At 71.9% G+C, this 20,102-nt stretch carries 19 protein-coding genes and 2 pseudogenes; 6 read left to right on the top strand and 15 right to left on the bottom strand.

The window, feature by feature from the left end:
* The first annotated feature begins 39 nt into the window (after positions 1–39).
* Complete coding sequence (locus OG928_RS03650) at positions 40–1,359, top strand: MFS transporter (protein WP_406279092.1); 1,320 nt, start codon at positions 40–42, stop codon at positions 1,357–1,359.
* A complete protein-coding gene (locus tag OG928_RS03645; protein ID WP_406279089.1) occupies positions 1,356–1,856 on the top strand; it encodes a TetR family transcriptional regulator in 501 nt (166 codons plus the stop codon). Before OG928_RS03650 ends, OG928_RS03645 begins: the two co-directional genes overlap by 4 nt.
* Positions 1,857–1,910: 54 nt before the next feature.
* On the opposite strand, the gene OG928_RS03640 is transcribed toward OG928_RS03645, so the two are convergent.
* The 7 genes and pseudogenes from OG928_RS03640 to OG928_RS03610 form a co-directional block, all read right to left on the bottom strand.
* Complete coding sequence (locus OG928_RS03640; RefSeq protein WP_406279086.1) at positions 1,911–3,812, bottom strand: ABC transporter ATP-binding protein; 1,902 nt, start codon at positions 3,810–3,812, stop codon at positions 1,911–1,913.
* Positions 3,809–5,542, bottom strand: a complete 1,734-nt coding sequence (locus OG928_RS03635; RefSeq protein ID WP_406279083.1) for an ABC transporter ATP-binding protein — start codon at positions 5,540–5,542, stop codon at positions 3,809–3,811. The genes OG928_RS03640 and OG928_RS03635 overlap by 4 nt, the downstream gene beginning before the upstream one ends.
* Positions 5,543–6,037: 495 nt before the next feature.
* Positions 6,038–6,235: a hypothetical protein gene (locus OG928_RS03630; RefSeq protein ID WP_406279080.1), complete on the bottom strand. Its 198-nt coding sequence runs from the start codon at positions 6,233–6,235 to the stop codon at positions 6,038–6,040.
* 125 nt (positions 6,236–6,360) lie between these two features.
* Positions 6,361–7,281, bottom strand: coding sequence for a branched-chain amino acid transaminase (locus OG928_RS03625; RefSeq protein WP_406279077.1), 921 nt, complete (start codon positions 7,279–7,281; stop codon positions 6,361–6,363).
* A 183-nt stretch (positions 7,282–7,464) separates the two neighbouring features.
* Positions 7,465–8,838: a PLP-dependent aminotransferase family protein gene (locus OG928_RS03620; protein ID WP_406279074.1), complete on the bottom strand. Its 1,374-nt coding sequence runs from the start codon at positions 8,836–8,838 to the stop codon at positions 7,465–7,467.
* Between the two features lie 116 nt (positions 8,839–8,954).
* On the bottom strand, positions 8,955–9,665 hold the full coding sequence (locus OG928_RS03615; protein ID WP_406279071.1) for an SDR family NAD(P)-dependent oxidoreductase: 711 nt from the start codon (positions 9,663–9,665) through the stop codon (positions 8,955–8,957).
* Between the two features lie 72 nt (positions 9,666–9,737).
* Positions 9,738–10,001, bottom strand: a pseudogene (locus OG928_RS03610) (aldo/keto reductase); the annotation flags it as partial.
* Positions 10,002–10,117: 116 nt separating this feature from the next.
* Here OG928_RS03610 and OG928_RS03605 point away from each other — a divergent pair.
* On the top strand, positions 10,118–10,999 hold the full coding sequence (locus OG928_RS03605) for a LysR family transcriptional regulator (protein WP_406279069.1): 882 nt from the start codon (positions 10,118–10,120) through the stop codon (positions 10,997–10,999).
* 36 nt (positions 11,000–11,035) lie between these two features.
* On the opposite strand, the gene OG928_RS03600 is transcribed toward OG928_RS03605, so the two are convergent.
* Complete coding sequence (locus OG928_RS03600) at positions 11,036–11,905, bottom strand: PaaX family transcriptional regulator C-terminal domain-containing protein (RefSeq protein ID WP_406279066.1); 870 nt, start codon at positions 11,903–11,905, stop codon at positions 11,036–11,038.
* 38 nt (positions 11,906–11,943) lie between these two features.
* The gene (locus OG928_RS03595) at positions 11,944–12,606 is read right to left on the bottom strand and encodes a GNAT family N-acetyltransferase (RefSeq protein ID WP_406290758.1); all 663 of its coding nucleotides are present in this window, start codon (positions 12,604–12,606) and stop codon (positions 11,944–11,946) included.
* Between the two features lie 156 nt (positions 12,607–12,762).
* Here OG928_RS03595 and OG928_RS03590 point away from each other — a divergent pair, with 156 nt between their 5' ends.
* Complete coding sequence (locus OG928_RS03590; protein ID WP_406279063.1) at positions 12,763–13,803, top strand: alpha/beta hydrolase family protein; 1,041 nt, start codon at positions 12,763–12,765, stop codon at positions 13,801–13,803.
* On the opposite strand, the gene OG928_RS03585 is transcribed toward OG928_RS03590, so the two are convergent.
* The gene (locus tag OG928_RS03585) at positions 13,789–14,235 is read right to left on the bottom strand and encodes a MarR family winged helix-turn-helix transcriptional regulator (protein ID WP_406279060.1); all 447 of its coding nucleotides are present in this window, start codon (positions 14,233–14,235) and stop codon (positions 13,789–13,791) included. The genes OG928_RS03590 and OG928_RS03585 overlap by 15 nt on opposite strands.
* Before the next feature lie 139 nt (positions 14,236–14,374).
* Between OG928_RS03585 and OG928_RS03580 the strand changes: the two genes are divergently transcribed.
* Positions 14,375–14,809, top strand: a complete 435-nt coding sequence (locus OG928_RS03580) for a RidA family protein (protein ID WP_406279057.1) — start codon at positions 14,375–14,377, stop codon at positions 14,807–14,809.
* A gap of 205 nt (positions 14,810–15,014) precedes the next feature.
* A complete protein-coding gene (locus OG928_RS03575) occupies positions 15,015–15,218 on the top strand; it encodes a hypothetical protein (protein ID WP_406279054.1) in 204 nt (67 codons plus the stop codon).
* Positions 15,219–15,309: 91 nt separating this feature from the next.
* Here OG928_RS03575 and OG928_RS03570 read toward each other — a convergent pair whose 3' ends face one another.
* From OG928_RS03570 to OG928_RS03550, 5 genes and pseudogenes are all read right to left on the bottom strand, one after another.
* Positions 15,310–15,756, bottom strand: a complete 447-nt coding sequence (locus OG928_RS03570; protein WP_406279051.1) for a CBS domain-containing protein — start codon at positions 15,754–15,756, stop codon at positions 15,310–15,312.
* 753 nt (positions 15,757–16,509) lie between these two features.
* Positions 16,510–18,297, bottom strand: a complete 1,788-nt coding sequence (locus OG928_RS03565; RefSeq protein WP_406279048.1) for an LCP family protein — start codon at positions 18,295–18,297, stop codon at positions 16,510–16,512.
* Positions 18,298–18,758: 461 nt separating this feature from the next.
* Positions 18,759–19,028 carry a hypothetical protein gene (locus tag OG928_RS03560; RefSeq protein ID WP_406291330.1) on the bottom strand — a complete coding sequence of 90 codons (270 nt, stop codon included), beginning with the start codon at positions 19,026–19,028 and terminating at the stop codon, positions 18,759–18,761.
* A gap of 170 nt (positions 19,029–19,198) precedes the next feature.
* A pseudogene (locus tag OG928_RS03555) lies at positions 19,199–19,402 on the bottom strand (RNA polymerase sigma factor); the annotation flags it as partial.
* Positions 19,403–19,466: 64 nt separating this feature from the next.
* A complete protein-coding gene (locus tag OG928_RS03550) occupies positions 19,467–20,102 on the bottom strand; it encodes a TetR/AcrR family transcriptional regulator (protein ID WP_406279045.1) in 636 nt (211 codons plus the stop codon).

Raw genomic sequence — 20,102 nt, 5'->3', positions numbered from 1 at the left:
CACCTGGACACAATTCATCAGACGTCTTACCTTTGAGCAATGGCTACCGCACCCGCACCGACCACCGCCACGCGTACGGCGCCGAGCGTCGACACCGCCGCCCGCGCCCGCGCCGCGTGGCTGGCCGGCGCGGGCATCGTGCTGATCGCCTTCAACCTGCGGCTCGGCATCAGCAGTGCCGCCGCGCTCCTGGAGGCGCTGCGCGGCACGCTCGGCTTCGGCCCGGTGACCGCGTCGCTGATGCCCACGCTGCCCACCCTGTGCTTCGCGGCCGCCGGGCTGACCGCCGCGCCGCTCGCGCGCCGGCTGGGCACCGAGCGCGCGGTGCTGGTGGCCCTGGTGGCGCTCGCCGCGGGGCTCGGTGTCCGGGCGGTGCCCTCGACGTGGGCGCTGCTGACCGGGACCGTGTTCGGGATGTCCGGCCTGGCGGTGGGCAACGTGCTGCTGCCCGCGCTGCTGCGCGCGCATTTTCCGCGCCGGGTATCGATGCTGACCGGCGTGTACACGACGGTGATGGCGCTGGGTGCGACGCTCGCCGCCGCGGTGGCCGTGCCGGTGGCCGGCGGGCTCGGGTCGCCGTCGCTCGGGCTCGCGGTGTGGGCGCTCCCGGCGGTTGTCGCGCTGCTCGTCTGGTCCCTGGTCCGGGCGCCGCACGCGCTGACGCCCAAGGTCGCGACGGCGGCCGGAGCCGAAGCGGCAGCCGCGGCCAGGCAGGCCGCCTACGTCTCGCCGTGGACGATGGCGCGCACCCGGATCGGCCGGCTGTGCACCGCCTACTTCGCGCTCCAGGCGCTCAACTGCTACGCGCTCGTCGGATGGCTGCCCACGCTCCTCTCGGACGAGGGCATGAGCCGCGGCGGCGCGGGCGCGATGCTGGCGATCACGCAGGGCGCCGGCATCCCGGCCACGTTCGCGATCCTGGCCTTCGTCCGGGCCACCGGTCGGCTCCGGCCCGCGTTCGTCGTGGTGTCGGTAAGCATGCTGATCGGCTTCGTGGGACTGCTCGTGGCTCCGGTCGCCGTGCCCGTGTTGTGGGCGGCGGCGGTCGGGCTCGGCTTCTGTTCGTTCCCGCTCGTCCTGTCGGTGATCGGCGGCGGCGGAAGCAACGCCGCCGAGACGACCGCGCTGTCGACGCTCGCCCAGTCGCTGGGCTACGCGGTCGCGGCGACCGGCCCGTTCGCGCTCGGCCTGATGCACGGCGCCACCGGCGGCTGGGCGGTCCCGATGGCCGCGCTCGTCGTCACGGCGCTCGGCCAACTCGTCGTCGGCCTGGTGCTGTCCGGGCCCGGCGCCGGCGCGCCCGATACCGCCGCCGGCGACACCGACGGCCCGCGCACCGGGAACCGGCGTGAGGAGTGAGAAGAGGCCCGCCGCCTCCTGACGCGATCACCGAGGCGGCCGAGGTCTCCGAGAGCACGCTGTACCGCTTCTTCCCGGCAAAGCGAGACCTGGTCCTGAGCGACGACCTCGATCCGGCCTTCGTCGCGGCGTTCGAGGCGCAGCCCGCCGGACTCGGCACGATCGAGGCGATCCGGGCGGCGCTGCGCACGGTCCTCGCGGACCTGCCCGAAGCGGAGATCGCCGAGCGCCGGCAGTTGCCGGCGCTGGTGCTCGCGGTGCCCGAGCTGCGCTCGGCACTGGTGGACCAGCTCACCGGCGCGGCGACCCTGCTCGCCGACGCCGTCGCGCGGCGCACCGGGCGTGCGGCCGATTCGACCGAGGTGCGCACGCTGGCCGGGGCGGTGCTCGGCGTCGCGATGGTGGTGCTGGTGTCGATCGAGGGCGACCCGGGCGCGGACGTCTTCGCCCGGGTGGACGAGTCGTGGGCGCTGCTCGCCGAGGGCTTCCCGTTCTGACCCCCGCTCGCGCGGATGCCCCGGGGCGACAACGCCCCGGGGCATCCGGGCCCGCTACTGAATCTCGGCCACCGGCTGCGCGAACTGCGAGGCGTACAGCCGGGCATACGCACCCTCGGCCGCCAACAGCGCGTCGTGCGTGCCCTGTTCGACGATCGAGCCGGACTCCATCACCAGGATCACGTCCGCGTCGCGGATCGTGGACAGCCGGTGCGCGATCACGAAGCTGGTCCGGCCCTGGCGCAGCGAGTTCATCGCCTTCTGGATCAGCACCTCGGTCCGGGTGTCGACCGAGCTGGTCGCCTCGTCCAGCACCAGGATCTGCGGCTCGGTCAGGAACGCCCGGGCGATGGTGAGGAGTTGCTTCTCGCCCGCGCTCAGGTTGTCGGCCTCGTCGTCGAGGACCGTGTCGTACCCCTCGGGCAGGGTCCGCACGAACCGGTCGGCGTGCGTGGCCCTGGCCGCCGCGACGATCCGTTCGCGGGAGACGCCGTCGACGCCGTACGCGATGTTGTCGGCGATCGTGCCGCCGATCAGCCAGGTGTCCTGGAGCACCATGCCGATCGGTGCCCGCAGGTCCTCGCGGGTCATCGTCGCGATGTCCACGCCGTCGACCGTGATCCGGCCGCCGGTGACCTCGTAGAAGCGCAACAGCAGGTTGACGAGCGTGGTCTTGCCCGCGCCGGTCGGACCGACGATCGCGACCGTCTGGCCCGGGTGGACCTCCAGGTCGAGGCCGTCGATCAGCGGCTTGCCCGGCTCGTACCGGAACGACACCTTCTCGAACGCGACCCGGCCGGTCACCTTCTCGATCCGGGCCGGGTCCTTCGGGTCGGGGGACTGCTCCTCGGCGTCGAGCAGCGCGAACACCCGCTCGGCCGAGGCGACTCCGGACTGGAGCAGGTTGGACATCGCGGCGACCTGGGTGACGGGTCCGTTGAACTCGTACGAGTACTGGACGAACGCCTGGATGTCGCCGAGCGTCATCGCGCCCGAGGACACCCGCAGGCCGCCGATCACCGCGACGAGCACGTAGTTGAGGTTGCCGACGAAGGTCATCGCGGGCTGGATCAGACCGGACATGAACTGGGCCTTGAACCCGGCCGCGTACAGCGCCTCGTTGTGCTCGTCGAAGACCTCCGCGGACTCCTTCTGCCGGCCGAACACCTTCACCAGCGCGTGGCCCGTGTACATCTCCTCGATGTGCGCGTTGAGCTTGCCGGTGCTCGACCACTGCTTGACGAACTGCGGTTGCGCGCGCTTGCCGATCAGCATCGTCACCACCACCGAGGTGGGCACGCTGACCAGGGCGACCAGGGCGAGCAGCGGCGAGATCCAGAACATCATCACGAGCACGCCGATGATGGTCAGCAGCGAGCGGACGATCTGGCCCATCGCCTGCTGGAGGGTCTGCGCGATGTTGTCGATGTCGTTGGTGGTGCGCGAGAGCACCTCGCCGCGCGGCTGCTTGTCGAAGTAGTTCAGCGGCAGCCGGGACAACTTGGTCTCGGCGTCCTCGCGCAGCCGGTACGTCATCCGCTGGACGATCGTGGTGGTCAGTCGGCCCTGCGCGAACGAGAACACCACCGAGCCGAGCACGACCGCGAAGGTGGTCAGCAGGATGACCCGGATGTGACCGAAGTCGATGCCCTTGCCGCTCGCGACGCCGGTGAAGATCGCGTCGGTCGCCTTGCCGAGCAGCCGGGGGGTCAGCACCGACAGGCCCACACCCGCGACGCCCGACACCAGCAGCGCGATCAGGTGCCGCCGCTCGGGGGCCATCATGCCCAGGAGCCGGCGGCTGGACGCCTTGAAGTGCATCGACTTCTCGGTCGGCGCACCGCCCATCATCCGCGCGGCGGGGCCGCCGCCGGGCGGTGGGCCGGGTCGGCGGGCGGGGCCGTCGGTGGTCTCGGTCGACTCGTTCGACTCGATGGTCTCGTCGGTGGTGGTCACGCCGCCTCCTCCTCGGTGAGCTGGGACAGCACGATCTCGCGGTAGGTGTCGTTGCCGGCCATGAGTTCGGAGTGGGTGCCGGTGCCCACCACGCGGCCCTCGTCGAGCACCACGATCCGGTCCGCGTGCCGGATGGTCGCCACCCGCTGGGCGACGATCACCACCGTGGCGTCCGCGGTCTCCGCCACGAGCGTCGCGCGCAGTGCCGCGTCGGTGGCGTAGTCAAGGGCGGAGAACGAGTCGTCGAACAGGTAGATCTCGGGGCGGACCACCAACAGGCGGGCGATCGCCAGTCGTTGCCGCTGGCCGCCGGACACGTTGCCGCCGCCCTGGGCGATCGGCGAGTCCAGGCCCTTGGGCAGCGCCTCGACGAACTCCCGGGCCTGCGCGGTCTCCAGCGCCCGCCACAGGTCCTCGTCGGTCGCGTCCGGGTTGCCGTAGCGGAGGTTGGAGGCGACGGTGCCGGAGAACAGGTACGGCTTCTGCGGCACCAGGCCCACCGTGCGGGACAGCAGCGCGGGTTCGATCTCGCGCGCGTCCACCCCGCCGATCAGGACCGACCCGCCGGTCACGTCGAGCAGCCGGGGGATCAGGCCCAGCAGCGTGGTCTTGCCGGCGCCCGTACTGCCGATCACCGCGGTGGTCTCGCCGGGCCGGGCGATCAGGTCGACGCCGCGCAGCACCGGCTCCTCGGCGCCGGGGTAGCAAAAGCTCACGTCGCGCAGTTCGAGTCGGCCGTGTTCGTGCAGCGCGGTGACCGGCGCCTTCGACACGGTCAGGCTCGACTCGGTGTCCAGGACCTCCACGATGCGGTCGGCGCAGACCGCCGCGCGCGGGATCATCATCGTCATGAACGTCGCCATCATGACCGACATCAGGATCTGCATCAGGTAGCTCATGAACGCGATCAGCGCGCCGATGTCCATCGAGTCGTTGCCGATCCGGTGCCCGCCGATCCAGACGATCACGATCGCCGAGGTCTCCCACACCAGCAGGACCGACGGGTACATGAAGGCCATCAGCCGGCCGAGTCCGAGCGACACCTCGCGGATCTCGGCGTTGGCGTCCGCGTACCGGGCCTGCTCGTGGCCGTCCCGGCCGAACGCGCGGATCACCCGGATCCCGGTGATCTGTTCGCGCATGACCCGGTTCACGTTGTCGATCCGGTCCTGCAGGGTGCGAAACAGCGGCGGCATCGCGCGGACGATCCAACCCACGGCCAGGACCAGCGCCGGCACGATGAGCAGGAACAGCAGGGACATCGGCAGGTCCTGGTTGAGCGCCATCAGGATGCCGCCGAAGCACATGATCGGCGCGGACACCATCAGCGTCAGCGCGATCAGCACCAGCATCTGGACCTGCTGCACGTCGTTGGTCGTGCGGGTGATCAGCGACGGTGCGCCGAACTCGCCGACCTCGCGCGCCGAGAAGGTCTGTACCCGGTTGAACACCGCGGCGCGCACGTCCCGCCCCAGGCCCATCGCGATCCGGGCACCGAAGTACACCGCGATCGCGGCGCAGACGATCTGGACGAGCGTGACCCCGATCATCACCCCGCCGATCCGCAGGATGTAGCCGGTGTCGCCCTTGATCACGCCGTTGTTGATGATGTCGGCGTTGAGGGTGGGCAGATACAACGTCGCGAGTGTCTGCACCAGTTGCAGCAGCACCACCAGGCCGATCGGCTTGGCGTACGGGCGCAGATGCGCGCGGATCAATCGGATCAGCACGGGACCCTCCTCGGGTCGGGGAAGTACAGCCGACCTTCGTCAGTTGCCGTACGGGATTTCGGCGCGGGCCGCGCGCGGGGTATCGGGCCGTGCGACGCGGCCGAGGGCCCTCCTGTGTCTCGACCGCGGGTGTCTCGACCGCCTGTGTCTCGATCGCGGGTGCCGAGACCGTCCGCGCCTCGACCGTAGTGCGGATGGGTCGACTTCTCGATCGCGGTCGGAACGCTGTGGTCGTACTCACACACGAGTGTCGACGCTGCCATCATGTCGGTCTCCCCCGAGTCCCGTCGATCGGTTTGTTCGGCCCGCCCCGGAGGTTCCTCGGAGCCGCGTGCCGCAACCGTAGAACTTCAAGTCGACTTGAAGTCAAGGACGGCATCCACGCGCCCTGGCGGCCGGTTCCCCGGTCTCGCCGTCCGTCCGGAACCGTACACAGCGAAGCGGCCCGCTCACCCCCAGGGGTGCGCGGGCCGCCGGTGTGCGGGCTTGCGAACGTCAGTCGAACTTGATGAACGTGTTGGTCGCGGACCACGCGGCGATCTTGCCACCGTGACCGTCCGCCAGGAACGCGCCCGCGCTCGTGTTGTGGTCGAGCACGAAATCGCTGTGCTCGTACGCCTGGGCCGTACCGGCACCGGCGAAGGCGAACAGGGCGGCGCCGGCGACGGCGATCAGCGTGGTACGGATGCGCATGGTGATCTCCCATAAGTGTGCGTCAGCTGGACATGTATACAGATATCCGGAAAACAGCTACATCATGGGTAATTTCGACCATTTGGGGCGTGTCGCCCACTCGTTACGACCCGTTCGGCCCGTCGCTACTGGTGCACGAGGGTGAGCCAGTGCGCGTAGCGCTCGTCCGTTCCGGTGACCGCCGCGGTGTACGCGGATTGCAGCTTCCGGGTGATCGGCCCGGTGCCGATCTCGCGGTCGTCCAGCGACGCGACCGGGACGACCCCCGCGGCTGTGCCGCTGACCAACACCTCGTCGGCGGTGTAGAGGTCCGAGCGGAGGAGGTTCTCGATCCGCACGCTCAGGCCGAGGTCGGCCGCGAGGGTGAGCACGGTGTCCTGGGTGATCCCGCGCAGCGCGCCCGCGCTCGCGGGCGGCGTGAACAGCACGCCGTCGCGGACCGCGAAGACGTTGGCCGCGCTGCACTCGCTGACGTAGCCGTCGGCGGACAGCATCAGCGCCTCGTCGTAACCGGCCCGCAGCGCCGCGGTCTTGGCCAGCGTGGCGTTGAGGTAGCCGGCGGTGGCCTTCGCGGCGGGCGGCAGCGCGTTGGGGTCGTTGCGCCGCCACGAACTGGTGGCCAATCGGATGCCGCGCTCGGCCGAGTCCTCGCCGAGGTAGGCGTCCCACTCCCAGCCGGCGATCGCCACGTTGACGTCCATCGAGGGACGGAAGGACGGTCCCATCTCGCCGTAGCCGATGTGCGCGAGATGGCGCAGGTAGCACGAGGCGTGTCCGTTCGCCGCGACGAGTTCCACCGTCGCGGCGCGCAGCGCGGGCAGGCCGTAGGGCACCGGGAAGCCCAGGATGTGCGCGCTGTCGCGGAATCGGCGCAGGTGGTCGTCGAGTCGGAACACGGCCGGGCCGCGCGGCGTCGGGTACGCGCGGGTGCCCTCCAGGACGCCCGTGCCGTAGTGCAGCCCGTGCGCGAGCACGTGGACCTTCGCGTCGGGCCACGGCACGAGTGCGCCGTCCATCCAGATCCAGTCCGCTTCGGTCAGTGCCATCGGCTGCTCCCGTCGTCCCGTGGCCCCGTGAATGGGGTCGCGACAAGTGGCTCGTTGGCAGGCACGACGATGAGCCACTTGTCGAGTGGCACGTTAGTCGTATCGCTATTGGTCCACTAGTGATCGTCCGTCAGGTGGACGGCCGGGCACGAGAGTTGCCCAAACGGTCGGTGCGGGAGTCGGCTACCGGGCGGCCCGCCATGCGGCCACCAGCAGCTCCACGGCCTGCGACGACACCGGCTCCGGCCACGCGTAGCTGAGCCGGATCCGGTCGGCGGCGGCGCCGGGGACGGGCGCGAAGACCGCGCCGGGCGAGACCGCGACGCCGTGTCGCAGCGCGATCGCGACGAAGTCCTCGCCGTCCACGCCGGGCAGCCGGGCCCACAGGGACAGGCCGCCGCGCGGGAGGGTCCACTCCCACTCCGGCAGGTGCTCGGTGAGCTCGGCGGCGAAGTGATCGCGCCGGACCGTGAGCGTGTCGGACCACGCGCGGACCCGCGCCGGGCGGTCGGGGTCGCGCAGGAGGTGGATCGCGAGCTGCTGGTCGAGCGCCGAACAGGCCAGGTCGGTGCGCTGTTTGGCCTCCAGGAGCAGCGCTCGCACCGGCGCCGGCGCGGCGGCCCAGCCCAGCCGCAGCCCGCCCCACGTGGTCTTGGACAGCGACCCGAGGCAGATCGTGCGGTCGCTCGCGTGCGCGGCCGCGGACGGAACCGGGCCGCCGGCCAGGTGGGCCAGCGTGCGGTCCTCCACGAGCAGCACGCCCTCCGCCGCGGCCACCCGCGCGACCGCCTCCGCGCGCCGGGCCGACACCACCGCGCCGGTCGGGTTGTGCACCGGCAGCGAGAACACGAACGCGGGCCGGTGCCGGCGGATCGCCGAGCGCAGCGCGTCGACCTCGAACCCGTGCCGGTCGCTCGGCACGGGTACGGCCTCGGCGCCGAAGCGCTGCACGGCGGCGAGCATCCCGGGATAGGTGGTCGGCTCGACCAGGACCCGATCACCGGTCCGCAGCAGCGCGTCGGCGACCAGGTGGATGGCCTGCTGTGTCCCGGTGGTCACCACGACGTCCTCGGCCGCGAAGCCGGCGGGCAGCTCGTGCGCCGCGATCAGCTCGCGCAGCCGGGCGTCGCCGGCCGGGCCGTATCCGTCCTGCGGTCGGGCGTCCAGCAGGTCCTCGACCCGCAGCGCCAGGTCGGGCAGCAGGGACGTGTCCGGCACCACCGACTTGGCCAGGTCGACCACGATGGTCCCCTCACGCAGCCAGCGGGCGAAGGTCGGCCGGCCGCCGGCGCGCACGTACGACCCGCTGCCGTGCCGGCGCTCGACCAGGCCGACCCGGCTGAGCGCGAGGTAGGCCGACGCGACGGTGCCGCGGCTGAGGCCCAGGGCGTCGGCGAGCGCCCGTTCGGAGGGCAGGCGGGTGTCGGCGAGGAGGTCGCCGGTTTCCACCAGGTCGCGCAGGGCGTCGAAGAGGCGATCGCCGCGTGATCGGCGCTCGTTGCGGCGGGGGCGGCCCATGCGCTCCTTGACCACGACGGCGAACCGGTCGACTTCCATGGGCACTCCCTCGTTGTGTGGTTCGCCGGGCACGATGATGTCGGCATGGTGCGGGCCGGGGCGAACCGGGGAGGTGGGGTGGGGGACCGGAGCGGCCGCGGGCCCAACCGGTCGGGTCACCAGGGGAGGGGGCGGGCGTCCCGGAAGAAGCCGCCGGTGGGGCCGGTGTCGGGGAGGGTCGCGGCCCACACGATGCCGGCCGCGCCGGCCGCAGGGGGACGGCCGCCCGGGCCGCCCATGTCGGTGGCGACCCAGCCCGGGCAGACCGCGTTGACCAGGATGCGGTCCGCGCGGAGTTCGGCGGCGAGCATGCGGGTGAGGGCGTTGAGGCCGACCTTGGAGACCGTGTACGCGGGGGTGCCGCCGCCCATGTTGGTCAGTGACGCGGCCTCGCTGCTCACGTTCACGATCCTGGGATGGGCCGAGCGGCGGAGCAGGGGCAGGAACGCCTGCACGGTGCGCCACGGGCCGTACAGGTTGGTGTCGCCGGCCTCGGCCACCACCTCCAAGTCGGCGGTGGCGGCGCGTTGCCAGGTGTCGTAGGTGATCGCGGCGTTGTTGATCAGCGCGTCGAGGCGGCCGAAGCGTTCCTCGACCACCGCGGCGGCGCGCACGACGCCGGCCGGGTCGGTCACGTCCAGGAGCAGCGGGTGGGTGTCCAGGCCCGCCGCGCGCAACGTGCTCGCGGCGGCTTCGGCGGCCTCCGCCGAGCGGGCGCCGACCAGGACGGTGTGCCCACGCCGGGCGAGTTGGCGGGCCACCTCGTGGCCGATGCCGCGATTCGCGCCGGTGACCAGGGCCACCGGCGGGGCGGAGGTGCCGGCCATCGGTCAGCGCCGCCCGTCGACGCGCCCGGACGCCTCGCCGAACACCCACGGGCTCGTGTCGGCGAGGGACGGGTCGCGCGTGACGGTGTACTTGGTCGCCGGCACGAACCGGTCGCGGCGGCCGTCGAGCACCTCGCCGAGGATCCGCTCGCTCTCCCCGCCGCGGTAGTTGATCGCGGTGTCGACTACGTTGCCGCCGGCGTCCGCGTACAGGTCGACCATCCGCCGGCTCTCGTCGAGCCCGGCGCCGACGGTGCCCTCGCCGCCGAAGGTCATCGCGCCGAGGAACAGCTCCGAGACGCGCAGGCCGGTGTTGCCGAACAGGCGATAGCGCATGGGATCTCCTCGGTGTGGTGGTGGCGGCCGGGTGCCCTTCGTGCCGGCCCGACGGGCAACGATCATTGCCCGAGTGCTCGTTCCGCGTCCAAGGGCGGTTGTGATAACCAATGGCTATGGACACGCATCTGCGCGATCTTCGGTACTTCGTCGCGACCGCCGAGGAGCTCAACTTCACCCGCGCGGCCGAGCGGCTGTTCGTGTCCCAGCCCGCGCTGAGCAAGCAGATCCGGCAGTTGGAGGAGGGCCTGCGGACCCGCCTGTTCGACCGGGACCGACGGGCCGTCGCGCTCACCGCGGCCGGCGCGGCGCTGCTGCCCGCCGCGCGTGAGGTGATTCGCTGCTGGGACGAGGCGCAGCGGGTGGTGGGCGACGCGGTCGCCGCCGAGGCCGCGCTGCTGCGGGTGGGGCTGTCCACGAGCGTCGGGCGCGGGCTTTTGCAGCGGGCCAGGGAGGGCTTCGCGGTGCGCAGGCCGAACGGGCGTCTGCAGTTCCGCCAGATCGACTGGGACGACGCGACGGTGGGGCTCGCCGACGGCACGGTGGACGTCGCGCTGGTGTGGCTGCCGATCCCGAACGCGGAGGCGTTCTCGTTCCGGGTCGTGGCGAGCGAGGCGCGCTGGGTGATGCTGCGCGAGGACCACCCGCTCGCGGGGCGCGAGAGCATCGCGTTCGAGGAGCTGTTGGACGAGCCGTTCCTGGCGCTGCCGAGCACCGCGGGGCCGCTGCGCGACTACTGGCTCGCGCTCGACCAGCGCGGCGATCGTCCCGTCCGGGTGGGTGCCGTCGTGTCGAACGTGGACGAGACGTTCGCCGCCATCGAGGAGGGCAGCGGCGTCGTGCTGCTGGCCGCCGGCAACGCCGCGATCTACCAGCGCCCGGGGACGGTCGCGATCGAGGTCACCGGGCTGGCGCCCAGCGAACTGGCCGTCGCGTGGCGGTCGGACGATCACCGCGGCCCGGTCCGGGACTTCGTCGACGCGCTCGGCTCGGCGTAGCCGGGCGGGCCGGGCGGCGCTCGCGAATCCGGTGGATCAGGGGCCGATCACGTCCTCGTACATCCGGTACAGGCTCCGCGTCGTCTCGGCGCGGTCGCGGGCCGCGAGGGCGGACCACGAGCGGGCGAGCAGGTCGCGGGCCGCGGCGCCGGGCCACGGGGTGGGCAGCAGTTCCGGCGGCAGCAACGGGTCGGGCTCCATCGCGCGGCCGAACTCGACGGCCAGCTCGACGCCGAGGGTGAGCAACTCGACGTCGTCGAACGCGTCGGTGGATTCGAGCCGTTCCAGTCGCGGCCGGGCGACCTCGATCAACCGGTGATAGCGCTCGGCGATCTCCTCCAGCGGCCACAGCCGCGCGGCCAGCGCGGACGGCTCCTCGAGCCCGCCGATCCGCAGGTCCCGGCTGGTGAGCAGGCTGACCGCGGCGGACACGTCCAGGCGTCGGGCCTCGGCGTCGATCAGGTCGGCCCACTCGTTCGCGGAGACGTACAGCCCGCCGTGCAGCGGCGCGCCGCCGAGGCGCAGGATCGCGTCGCGCAACGCGTCGCGCGCCGCGCGCGCCGACTCCGGGATCGCGAACGCGACCAGTCGCCACGCGCCGTCCCACGGCTCCAGGCCGCGGTCCTGACGGTACGCGAAGCGGACGAACTCGACGTTGGGTTCGAGGGTTCGCCGGGTGGCGTCGGTCGCGTTCAACACGGCCTTGCGGCCGCGGCCCTCGTGGGTGAACCGGCCTTCGGCGACCAGCCGCTTGACGCACAGGCGCACCTGCTGGTCGGTCATCCCGAGCACGCCCGCGACCGTGTACAACTCGCCGGTGTCGACGCTGCCGTCGGGGCGGACGAGCGCGTGTACGAGGGTGCGGGTCGGGATCTCGACCGGACCCGTTCCTGACGTTCCTGGCATGGCCCGAGCATACGAGCGCGGTCGGCGGTCCATCGCGCTCACCCGCGCGCGGGCGTGCCGGCCGGCACGATCCGCCGGACCATCGTCGTGACGGCCCCGAATCCCATGAGTTTGCGCAGATAGGGCGTCTGCTCGGTCTTGGTCGCGACGAAGCCGTGCCGCTCGTACAGCGCGCGGGCGCGCGGGTTGACGTCGATCACGTCCAGCCGGATCCGCCGGCAGCCGAGCTCCGCGGCCACGATCGCGACCTCGTCGAGCAGCAGGCTGCCGATGCCCGTACCGCGCAGCGTGGGGTCGACGGCGATTCCGTCCATGACCAACTCGCCCGCCGCGGGCTTGCGTTCGAGCAGCGCGAGCAAGGCGAGCCGAGGCAGCGCGCGCAGCCCGCCGTAGGCGCGCAGCACGTCGCGCGGCCGTCCGCCGGTGAGGCCGTGATCGCCGTGGGTGTATCCGGCCAGGCCCACGAGCACGCCGTCGCGGGTGGCGACCACCGCGCGGTCCGCGTTGAAGTGCTCGGCGAGGAACGCGGTGCCGGCCTCGGCGGGGCCGAGCGCGGCGCCGAGCTTGCGGCCGAACGCCTCCCAGTACAGCTCGGCCGCCCGCCCCCGCGCCTCGGGCGGCAACGCCCGCCCGACGCGCAGCGGCCGGAAGGGCTGCCCGTCCGGCTCGTCCGCCGGGTTCGGCTCGCTCGGCTCGTTCATCTCGTTTATCTCGTTCGGCTCGTTCACTGCGATCTCCGCGTTCGTCGTCGTTCCGCCCTGCTGGGGTCATCATACCCATAACGTTCGTTTGACATACGAGCGTTTCGATCGCGATAGTTTTATGGGACGAGGACGCACCATGAAGGAGACGACGACATGAGGCTCGGACCGGTCATACGACGCCATCGCCGGCTCACGATCGGCGCCGCGATCGTCGCGATGCTGCTGATCGTCGGGCTCGGCGCGGCGGTGTACGCGGACTACGCGAACCAGTACGACATCAAGGAGGAGCGGATCGCCTTCCAGGACGGGGCGCAGCGCCTGGACGGCGTGCTGGCCAAGCCCACGAACGGGCGGGGCCCGTACGGCCTGGTGCTCCTGGTGCACGGCGACGGACCGAAGAACGCCACCAACGACGGCTTCTACCGCCCGCAGATGGAGGCGTACGCGCGGGCCGGCTTCGCGACGCTGTCCTGGAACAAGCCGGGGATCGACGGCACGCCCGGCGATTGGCTCGACCAGAGCATGGAGGATCGCGCCCGGGAGACCGAGGCCGCGATCGCCTGGAGCAGGTCCAGGCCGGACGTGGACCACGCGCGGGTCGGATTGTGGGGCGCCAGCCAGGCGGGCTGGGTGTTGCCCAAGGTCGCCGCGCGGACGCCGGACGTGAAGTTCCTGATCGCCGTGTCGCCCGCGATCAACTGGCTGCGGCAGGGCCGCTTCAACCTGCTCGCGGAGCTGCGTGCCGACCACGCGTCCGCGGCCCGGATCGACGAGGCGGTCCGGCGCAGCGACGCGACCCGCGCGCTGATCGCGCGGGGAGCGAGCCACGCGGAGTATCGCGCGGCGCTGGGCGACGGCGCGGACATGGCGGCGAACCGGTGGGACTTCGTGCGCAGGAACTTCACGGCCGACGCGAGCGAGGACCTGGCGCGCGTGCGCGTTCCGGTGCTGCTGATGCTGGCCGGCCACGACGTCAACGTGGACGTCGCCGAGACCGAGACGGAGTACCGCCGGCTGCTCGGCGGGCACGCCGAACTGACGGTCACCCACTACCCGGGCGCCACGCACTCGATGGTCGGCAAGAGCATCGAGGACTCGACCCTGAAGACCTACTTCACGGCGATCTTCGCGCCGCGCGAGCTGCTGGTCGCCGGCTACCTCGGCGACCAGCGCCGCTTTCTACAGGGACACTGAGCCGACTCGATCCGCGACCGCCGCAGTCGTACCCAAGGCCGCTGCCACATCCGCGAGTTGCGGGTCGGCGGCGGCCTTCGCGAGGGCGGCGGCGAGTGCGTCGGCGTAGGTCGCGCGGGCCTCGGCGAGTCGGGTGCGGCCTTCGTCGGTGATCACGCTGTACACTCCGCGCCGGTCCTTGGGGCACAGGTCGCGGCGGGTCAGGCCGTCGGTTTCCAGGCGGACCGCGAGCCGGCTGACCGAGCTCTGATTGAGGCCGATCGAGTCGGCGAGCTCCTGCATCCGCAGTTCGCCGTCGTGCGCGACGGCGAGTTTGGACAGCGCGCGGAACTCGGACAGGCCGATCCCGTGCCGGCGCTGCAACGCCCTGCCGAGGTCGTGCTCGACGCGTGCGTGCAGCACGACGACCTGATCCCAGAGCCTCGTGTCCACGGGCACGTCCTCTCTCGCCGATCCCGCTCGGCCGCCCGGCGGGTCACCGAGGGTCGTGTTGACAACAGATTACATGCAGTGCCAGATTATGCATGCACAAGCAAACAATGTATGTGCATACACGTTTGGAGTTCGCACGATGACCGTTCCCGCCGGTACCGCATCCGAGGTCACCGCTTCCGCCGCCAACACAATCGAGCAGGTCGCGACCACGCCCGATTGGTACGAGTCGTACAACATCTCGCAGGCGATCAGGGCCGGCGGCCTGATCTTCGTCTCGGGTCAGGCGGGCTTCGACGAGACCGGGCGCACCGTCGAGGGCGGCTTCCTCGAACAGGGCCGGCAGGCCTTCCGCAACGTCGAACGGGTGCTCGCCGCCGCCGGGGCGACGTTCGCGGACGTGGTCAAGGTCGGCATCTTCGTCCGGAACATGGCCGAGGACCTCGACAAGCTGATCCTCCTGCGCAAGGAGTTCCTGGCCCTGCCGTACCCGGCGGACACGCTCGTGGAGGTGTCCTCGCTCGCTCGGCCGGAGTGGCTGATCGAGGTCGAGGTCACCGCCCTGGACCGCTGACACCGCCCCCGACACGAAACGGAACCGAGTCGACCGGATCGAGGAGCCGGACGCGCGCGACACCTACCGGCTGCTGGTCGACGCGCTCGAACCCGGTGGTCTCGCCTACCTGCACATCCTCGAACGCGGGGAGTACGCCGCCCTGGCCGACCTGCGCCCGCGCTGGTCCGGCACGCTGATCGCGAACCACAACGGACCGACGCCGGTGGACCCCGCGACCGCCGAGCGGCTGGTGGCCGCCGGGCTCGCCGACGCGGTGGCCTTCGGCCGACTGTTCATCTCCAACCCGGACCTGCCCGAGCGGATCGCCGCGGGCCTCCCGCTCGCACCGCCGCCGGCGGCCGACGTGTACGGAGGCGGGGCCCGCGGATATGTGGATTACCCGGCGGCAACGGGGCTCGTCGCGTAGCCCGGGTCGATACCTCCGCGCACCGTCACGTCTCGACGGTGCGGTGGCGCGGACGTCGTCGGCGGTGTCGCCCTCGGCGTCCGCCGCCCGATCACGCGACCGCGTCCAGGGCGGGGTCGGCGTCGAGGACGGCGCGCAGGGCGTCGAGGGTCAGCACGCCGACGACGTGGCCGCCCTCGTCCGTCACGGCCCACACCCGCAGGCCGCGGGCCCGCATGGTCGCGGCGGCCTCGGCGGCCGGCATCGCGGGGCGGGCGAACGGGGCCCGGTCGTGCGAGATGTTCCCGATCGGCGTGCGCGCGGTGTACCAGGACCGGTTCCAGAACGGCGCGAGTTGCGCCCGGCGGACGACGCCGACGCAGCGGCCGTCCGCGGCGTGCAGGGTCACGTGGTCGGCATCGGCGACGGTGACGATGTCGATCGCCTTGTCGACCATGATGTCCGCGCCGATCTGCAACTCGGCCGGCTGCATGGCGTGCGCGACGGTGGGCGTGCCGGGGGCTGCGGCGCGACGGGGATGGTGGGGGAGGGACGTCACAGAGTGCACCTGGTTTCGAGTAGTCCGGCGGATCGGGGCGTTCGGCCCGTGGCGCCGTCGGTCGAGTCGGGGGGCCGCGGCCGGCATGTACCGGCTGCGGGTCGGACCGGGAAAGCACCGGTCCCCGGCGATTCGCCCGAATCTTCGAACGTCCGGATCGGGGACGTGAGTTCGGCGGCGAGGTCACGCGGGTACGGCCGCCGCGCATCGTCGGGCCGGACCGACGATGCGCCGTGAGGCGTCGACGTCGTGGGGCTCGACGAGGGCGGGGCGGCCCTCGGCAGGTGGCGCTGAGCGGTGGTCGGCGAGCGATGGGCGGTCGCGATCATGCGTCGAACCCGCCCGCGGACCCGGCCGTAAACGGCCCGGCGTCGTCACTCACCGAGAACGGCGTCGACTGGGCAGCCGACGTACGAAGTGTCTTCGGTACGGCCACCTTACCGTGTATCGAACAGTCGACCGACATCCCGGCCGGACGGACCGCCCCGAAATGGCATAAGGCGTCGCCGATTTCGGCCGGCGCGAGGTCCGGGATCCGGCCGATTCGTGGCACTGGCGGGGCCGGGCGCGGGTCGCGTCGACTGCTGTGAGTGACCGTTGCGGCGGTGGGCGCCGGGCGGTGGACGGCGAGGGGCCGGCAGACGGCGAACGCCGGACGGACCTGGATCGGTCCGTCCGGCGTTCGAGGTCGGTGAGCCGCGGGTCGCGGGCGGCCGGGGCCCGGTTGTCGGGCCGGCCGTCAAGGCACTCGGCTCACCAGGTGTAGATCGGCTTGCCGTTGCGGTCCTTGGCCTCGGTGTAGACCTTCATGCACGCGCTCTCGTCGGAGGCGTTCAGCGCCCTGGAGTCCTTGGGCAGTTCGCCGGCCGGCGGCGGGGGCGGCGTCGTGGGCGGCTTGGAGGTGGTGGGCTTGGCGCCCTTGTAGGTCGTGCCCGTGCCCCAGTCCGTGCCGAGCTGGACCGTCACGTGCGTCGCGTTCGGCTGCGAGGACAGCGCCGTCGCGGGCAGCCCCAGCGCGTCGGCGACGGCCTGGGCCTGCTCCTGGTCCTTGGCCGGGTAGATCACCGAGCTGGTCTGGCGCCTGGCCGTGGTGGATTCCTTGGTCGCCTTGGTGAAGCCCTGGGCGACCAGGGCCGCGGCGACCGCGTCGGCTCGGCTGGTGCCGGTCGTGGCGTTGACGACGGAGACCCGGATCGCCGCCTTGTCCACGGTCGGCGGCGCGGGCGGCGCCTCGGTGGTGGGGGGCGGCGTCTCGCTGCCCGGCGGCGGGCCGTTCTTGTCGAACGGCACGTCCGCCCGGACCAGCTTGAACAGGGTCTCGGCGCCCGCCGACGGAACCAGGTGCGCCTCGGGCGCCTGCGGGTCCGGGTCGTGCGGCATGGTCGTCATGGTGATCCGGTTGGTCGGCACCTTGTTGAGCGTCGTCGCGAGCGAGGTCAGCTTCGGGATGCCGCCGAGACCGTCGTCGACGGTGAGCGCCTTGGTCGCGGCCTCGGCGACCTTGAACAGCTTGACCGGGTTGGTGATCGTGCTCTTCGCCTTCAGCGTGCGCACCATCGAGTTGAGGTACATGTGTTGCGCGTGCGCGCGGCCGACGTCGCTGCCGTCCTCGAACGCGTGCCGCGTGCGCAGCCACTTCAGCGCGTCCTCGCCCTGGATCTCGTGCTCGCCGGCGGTCAGCTTGAGGTGCGAACCGACCACGTGCCGCTCGCCGTTGACGTACTCGACCCGCTCGTCCTGGATGTTGGACAGGACGCAGACCTTGACCCCGCCGACCGCGTCGGCCATCGAGACCACGCCGGAGAAGGTGACCATCATGAAGTGATCGATGTGGATCTTGGTCAGCTGTTGCCACGTGCCGACCACGCAGCCGGGTCCACCGCGGCCCAGGCTCTCGTTGATCAGGGCGTTCGTCGCCGGGAACTTCTGCTTGGTCTTGGGGTCGGTGCAGGACGGGATCGGCACGCGGGTGTCGCGCGGGATGCTGATCACCGACGCGTTGCTGCGGTCCGCGGACACGTGCAACAACATCTGGACGTCCGCGCGCGGCGCGCCGCCGTCGCAGGCGCCGCCGAGCTTGCAGTCGGTCGGGTCGTTCCGGCCGTCCGAGCCGATCATCAGGATGTTGATCGGGGTGCGACCGAACTCGTCCGGGGCCTCCTTGGGCACCTCGACGTCGCTCGTGTTGAGCTTGCTGTGCTTGATGTTGCCGTTCAGCTTCTGGTAGACGACGAAGCCCGTGATGCCTATCGCGACCAGGACCAGCGACATCACCAGAGCGGTGATCTTGAGCTTGCGGAAGCGGCGCGGCTTGCCGTGACCGGTGCGCTTGCCCTTGCGGCCGCCCCGATTGCCCCGGCCGCCCCGCCCGCCGTCGGCGCGGCGGGCGCGCGGTACGACGGGGGTGGGGGCCGCGGCGGGGTCGTCGGCTCCGGTCGGATCGGGGACGTCGCCGACGGGCGTGGCGTCGGTCGCGTCCGGGTCGGCCTGCGACGCGTGCGACCGACGCCGGCGACCGCCGTGCTCCGATGCGGAATTCATAACGCCCCCGAAAGTGCTGTCGTCGGGCCGCCGCCGCGTGGGCGCGTGGTAGCCCGACACCGTACCGGGCGACCGGAACGAACCGTTCATGTGCCGGCCGCCGACCGTTGCGTCGGCAGCTTTCGGGGGAACGGACGACAATCCGCGCGCGGCGGTTGCATCGAGTCGATCCGGGCCGGCTAAGGCCGTCGGCCCGGGAGGGCAAAGCGTCCCGGAAACGACGAAGACGACGCTGCCCTCGGGGGGAGGGGCAGCGCCGTCGCTCAGGCGTCGGTGAGCGAGATCACCTCTCGGCGGGTGGCACACCGCGCTTCCGGCCGAACCGGTATCTCGCGGCGGCAAAAGGTTGGGCCCGGGGACACCCGTTCACCGACTGTTCTGTACAACGAGCGGGCATTGGTGATCATTCCCGACATTCGGGTCGGGGGTCTCGAGTTTCGGGAGAGGGCTCAGGAGCGGGCTCAGCGGACGCCGGCGGTCCAGGGGACGGCCGGGCGGCACGTGGCGGGATCGGGGGCGGAGGCCACGTCGCCCGGGTACGCCAGGAGCCGTCCGTCGGGCGTTCGGACGCAGTCCGCCGGTCCCGGCTTCGGCGCGTCCCGGGCGGAGTCCCAGATGAGGTTTCCGGCCGCGTCGTAACCGCGGATCCGGGGACCGAAATCAGGCTCGTCGTCGGAGAGTTCCGCCCTGACCGGGGCGGTTTCGGACGAATACCAGATGCCGCCCGCCATGATCGCGCGTCGTCGTCTATCCGTTCGGCGACGTCCTGGGCGTGGTCGGGGACCGGGGACGGGGTCGGCAGACGGGCCTTGAGCGCCTGGTAGCGCTGGACCGCGCGTCCGCCGTTGGCGGCGGTGTTGCGCGCGATCCCGAGCAGCCAGGGCAGCGCGCTCTCGCGATCGAGGGTGACGGCCTTCCGATGCCGCCACGCCTGGAGGAACACCACCGAGGTCAGGTCCTCGGCCTCGGACCACGACGCGGTACGACGGGACAGGTAGTTGTAGACCGCGTGGGAGTGCCGGTCGAAGATCGCTCCGAACGCTTCGGGCTCACCTCGGCAGGCTCTCTCCCACAATTCGCGATCGGTTACGGGAGTGATGGTCACACCCTGACTTGTGCGGCGGGCGGGTCGAGGTTCCCGAGCGGTTCGGCGAGCCGGTGGTGGGCGATCACTCGCGGGCGAGGCCGGCGATGATGATGTCGAGGCCGGCGTGGAACTCGGCTTCCGCAGTGCTGTCGGCGGCGGCGGTGGCCAGTTCGACCAGGCGGGGGAAGCGGCCGGTCGGGAGTGCGCGAGCCCGGGCGGTGATCGCCGCCACGTCCTCGTCGGGCGCGATCGACAGTGGTCCCGCCAGTTCGGCCTGCGCGAAGCCCATCACGAAGCCGGACACCGTTCGGAAGGCGATCAGCAGATCCCGGCCGTGCCGACCGCCGCGGGCGAGTGCGTCAAGGAGGGCCTCCGCGCCGGACATCGTCACCTCGTCCAGGATCCGGCGGGTGAGGATCAGTGGGATGACGTCCGGATGGGCGCGTACCGCGCGCCAGTTCGCCTCGGCGTGGCGGCGTACGTCCGCGCGCCAGTCGCCGGCCGGCTCGTCCGCGGGCTGCGCGGACGCCATGACCGCCTCGACGAGCAGCGCGTCGAGGCCCTCGCGGCCGTCCACGTAGTTGTAGATCGTCATCGCCCCGGTCCCGAGCGCCGCCGCGAGGCTGCGCATCGTCAGCGCCGCGAGGCCCTGTTGGTCGACCAGCGCGAGCGCGGCGGTGCGGAGTTGCTCCTGGCTGAACTTTCGGGGTGCGGGCAC

The sequence above is a fragment of the Embleya sp. NBC_00896 genome (assembly GCF_045207785.1).
Lineage (GTDB): Bacteria > Actinomycetota > Actinomycetes > Streptomycetales > Streptomycetaceae > Embleya.
The sequence above is the reverse complement of the archived record's forward strand: the minus strand, read 5'-3'. Positions and strand labels throughout refer to the sequence as shown.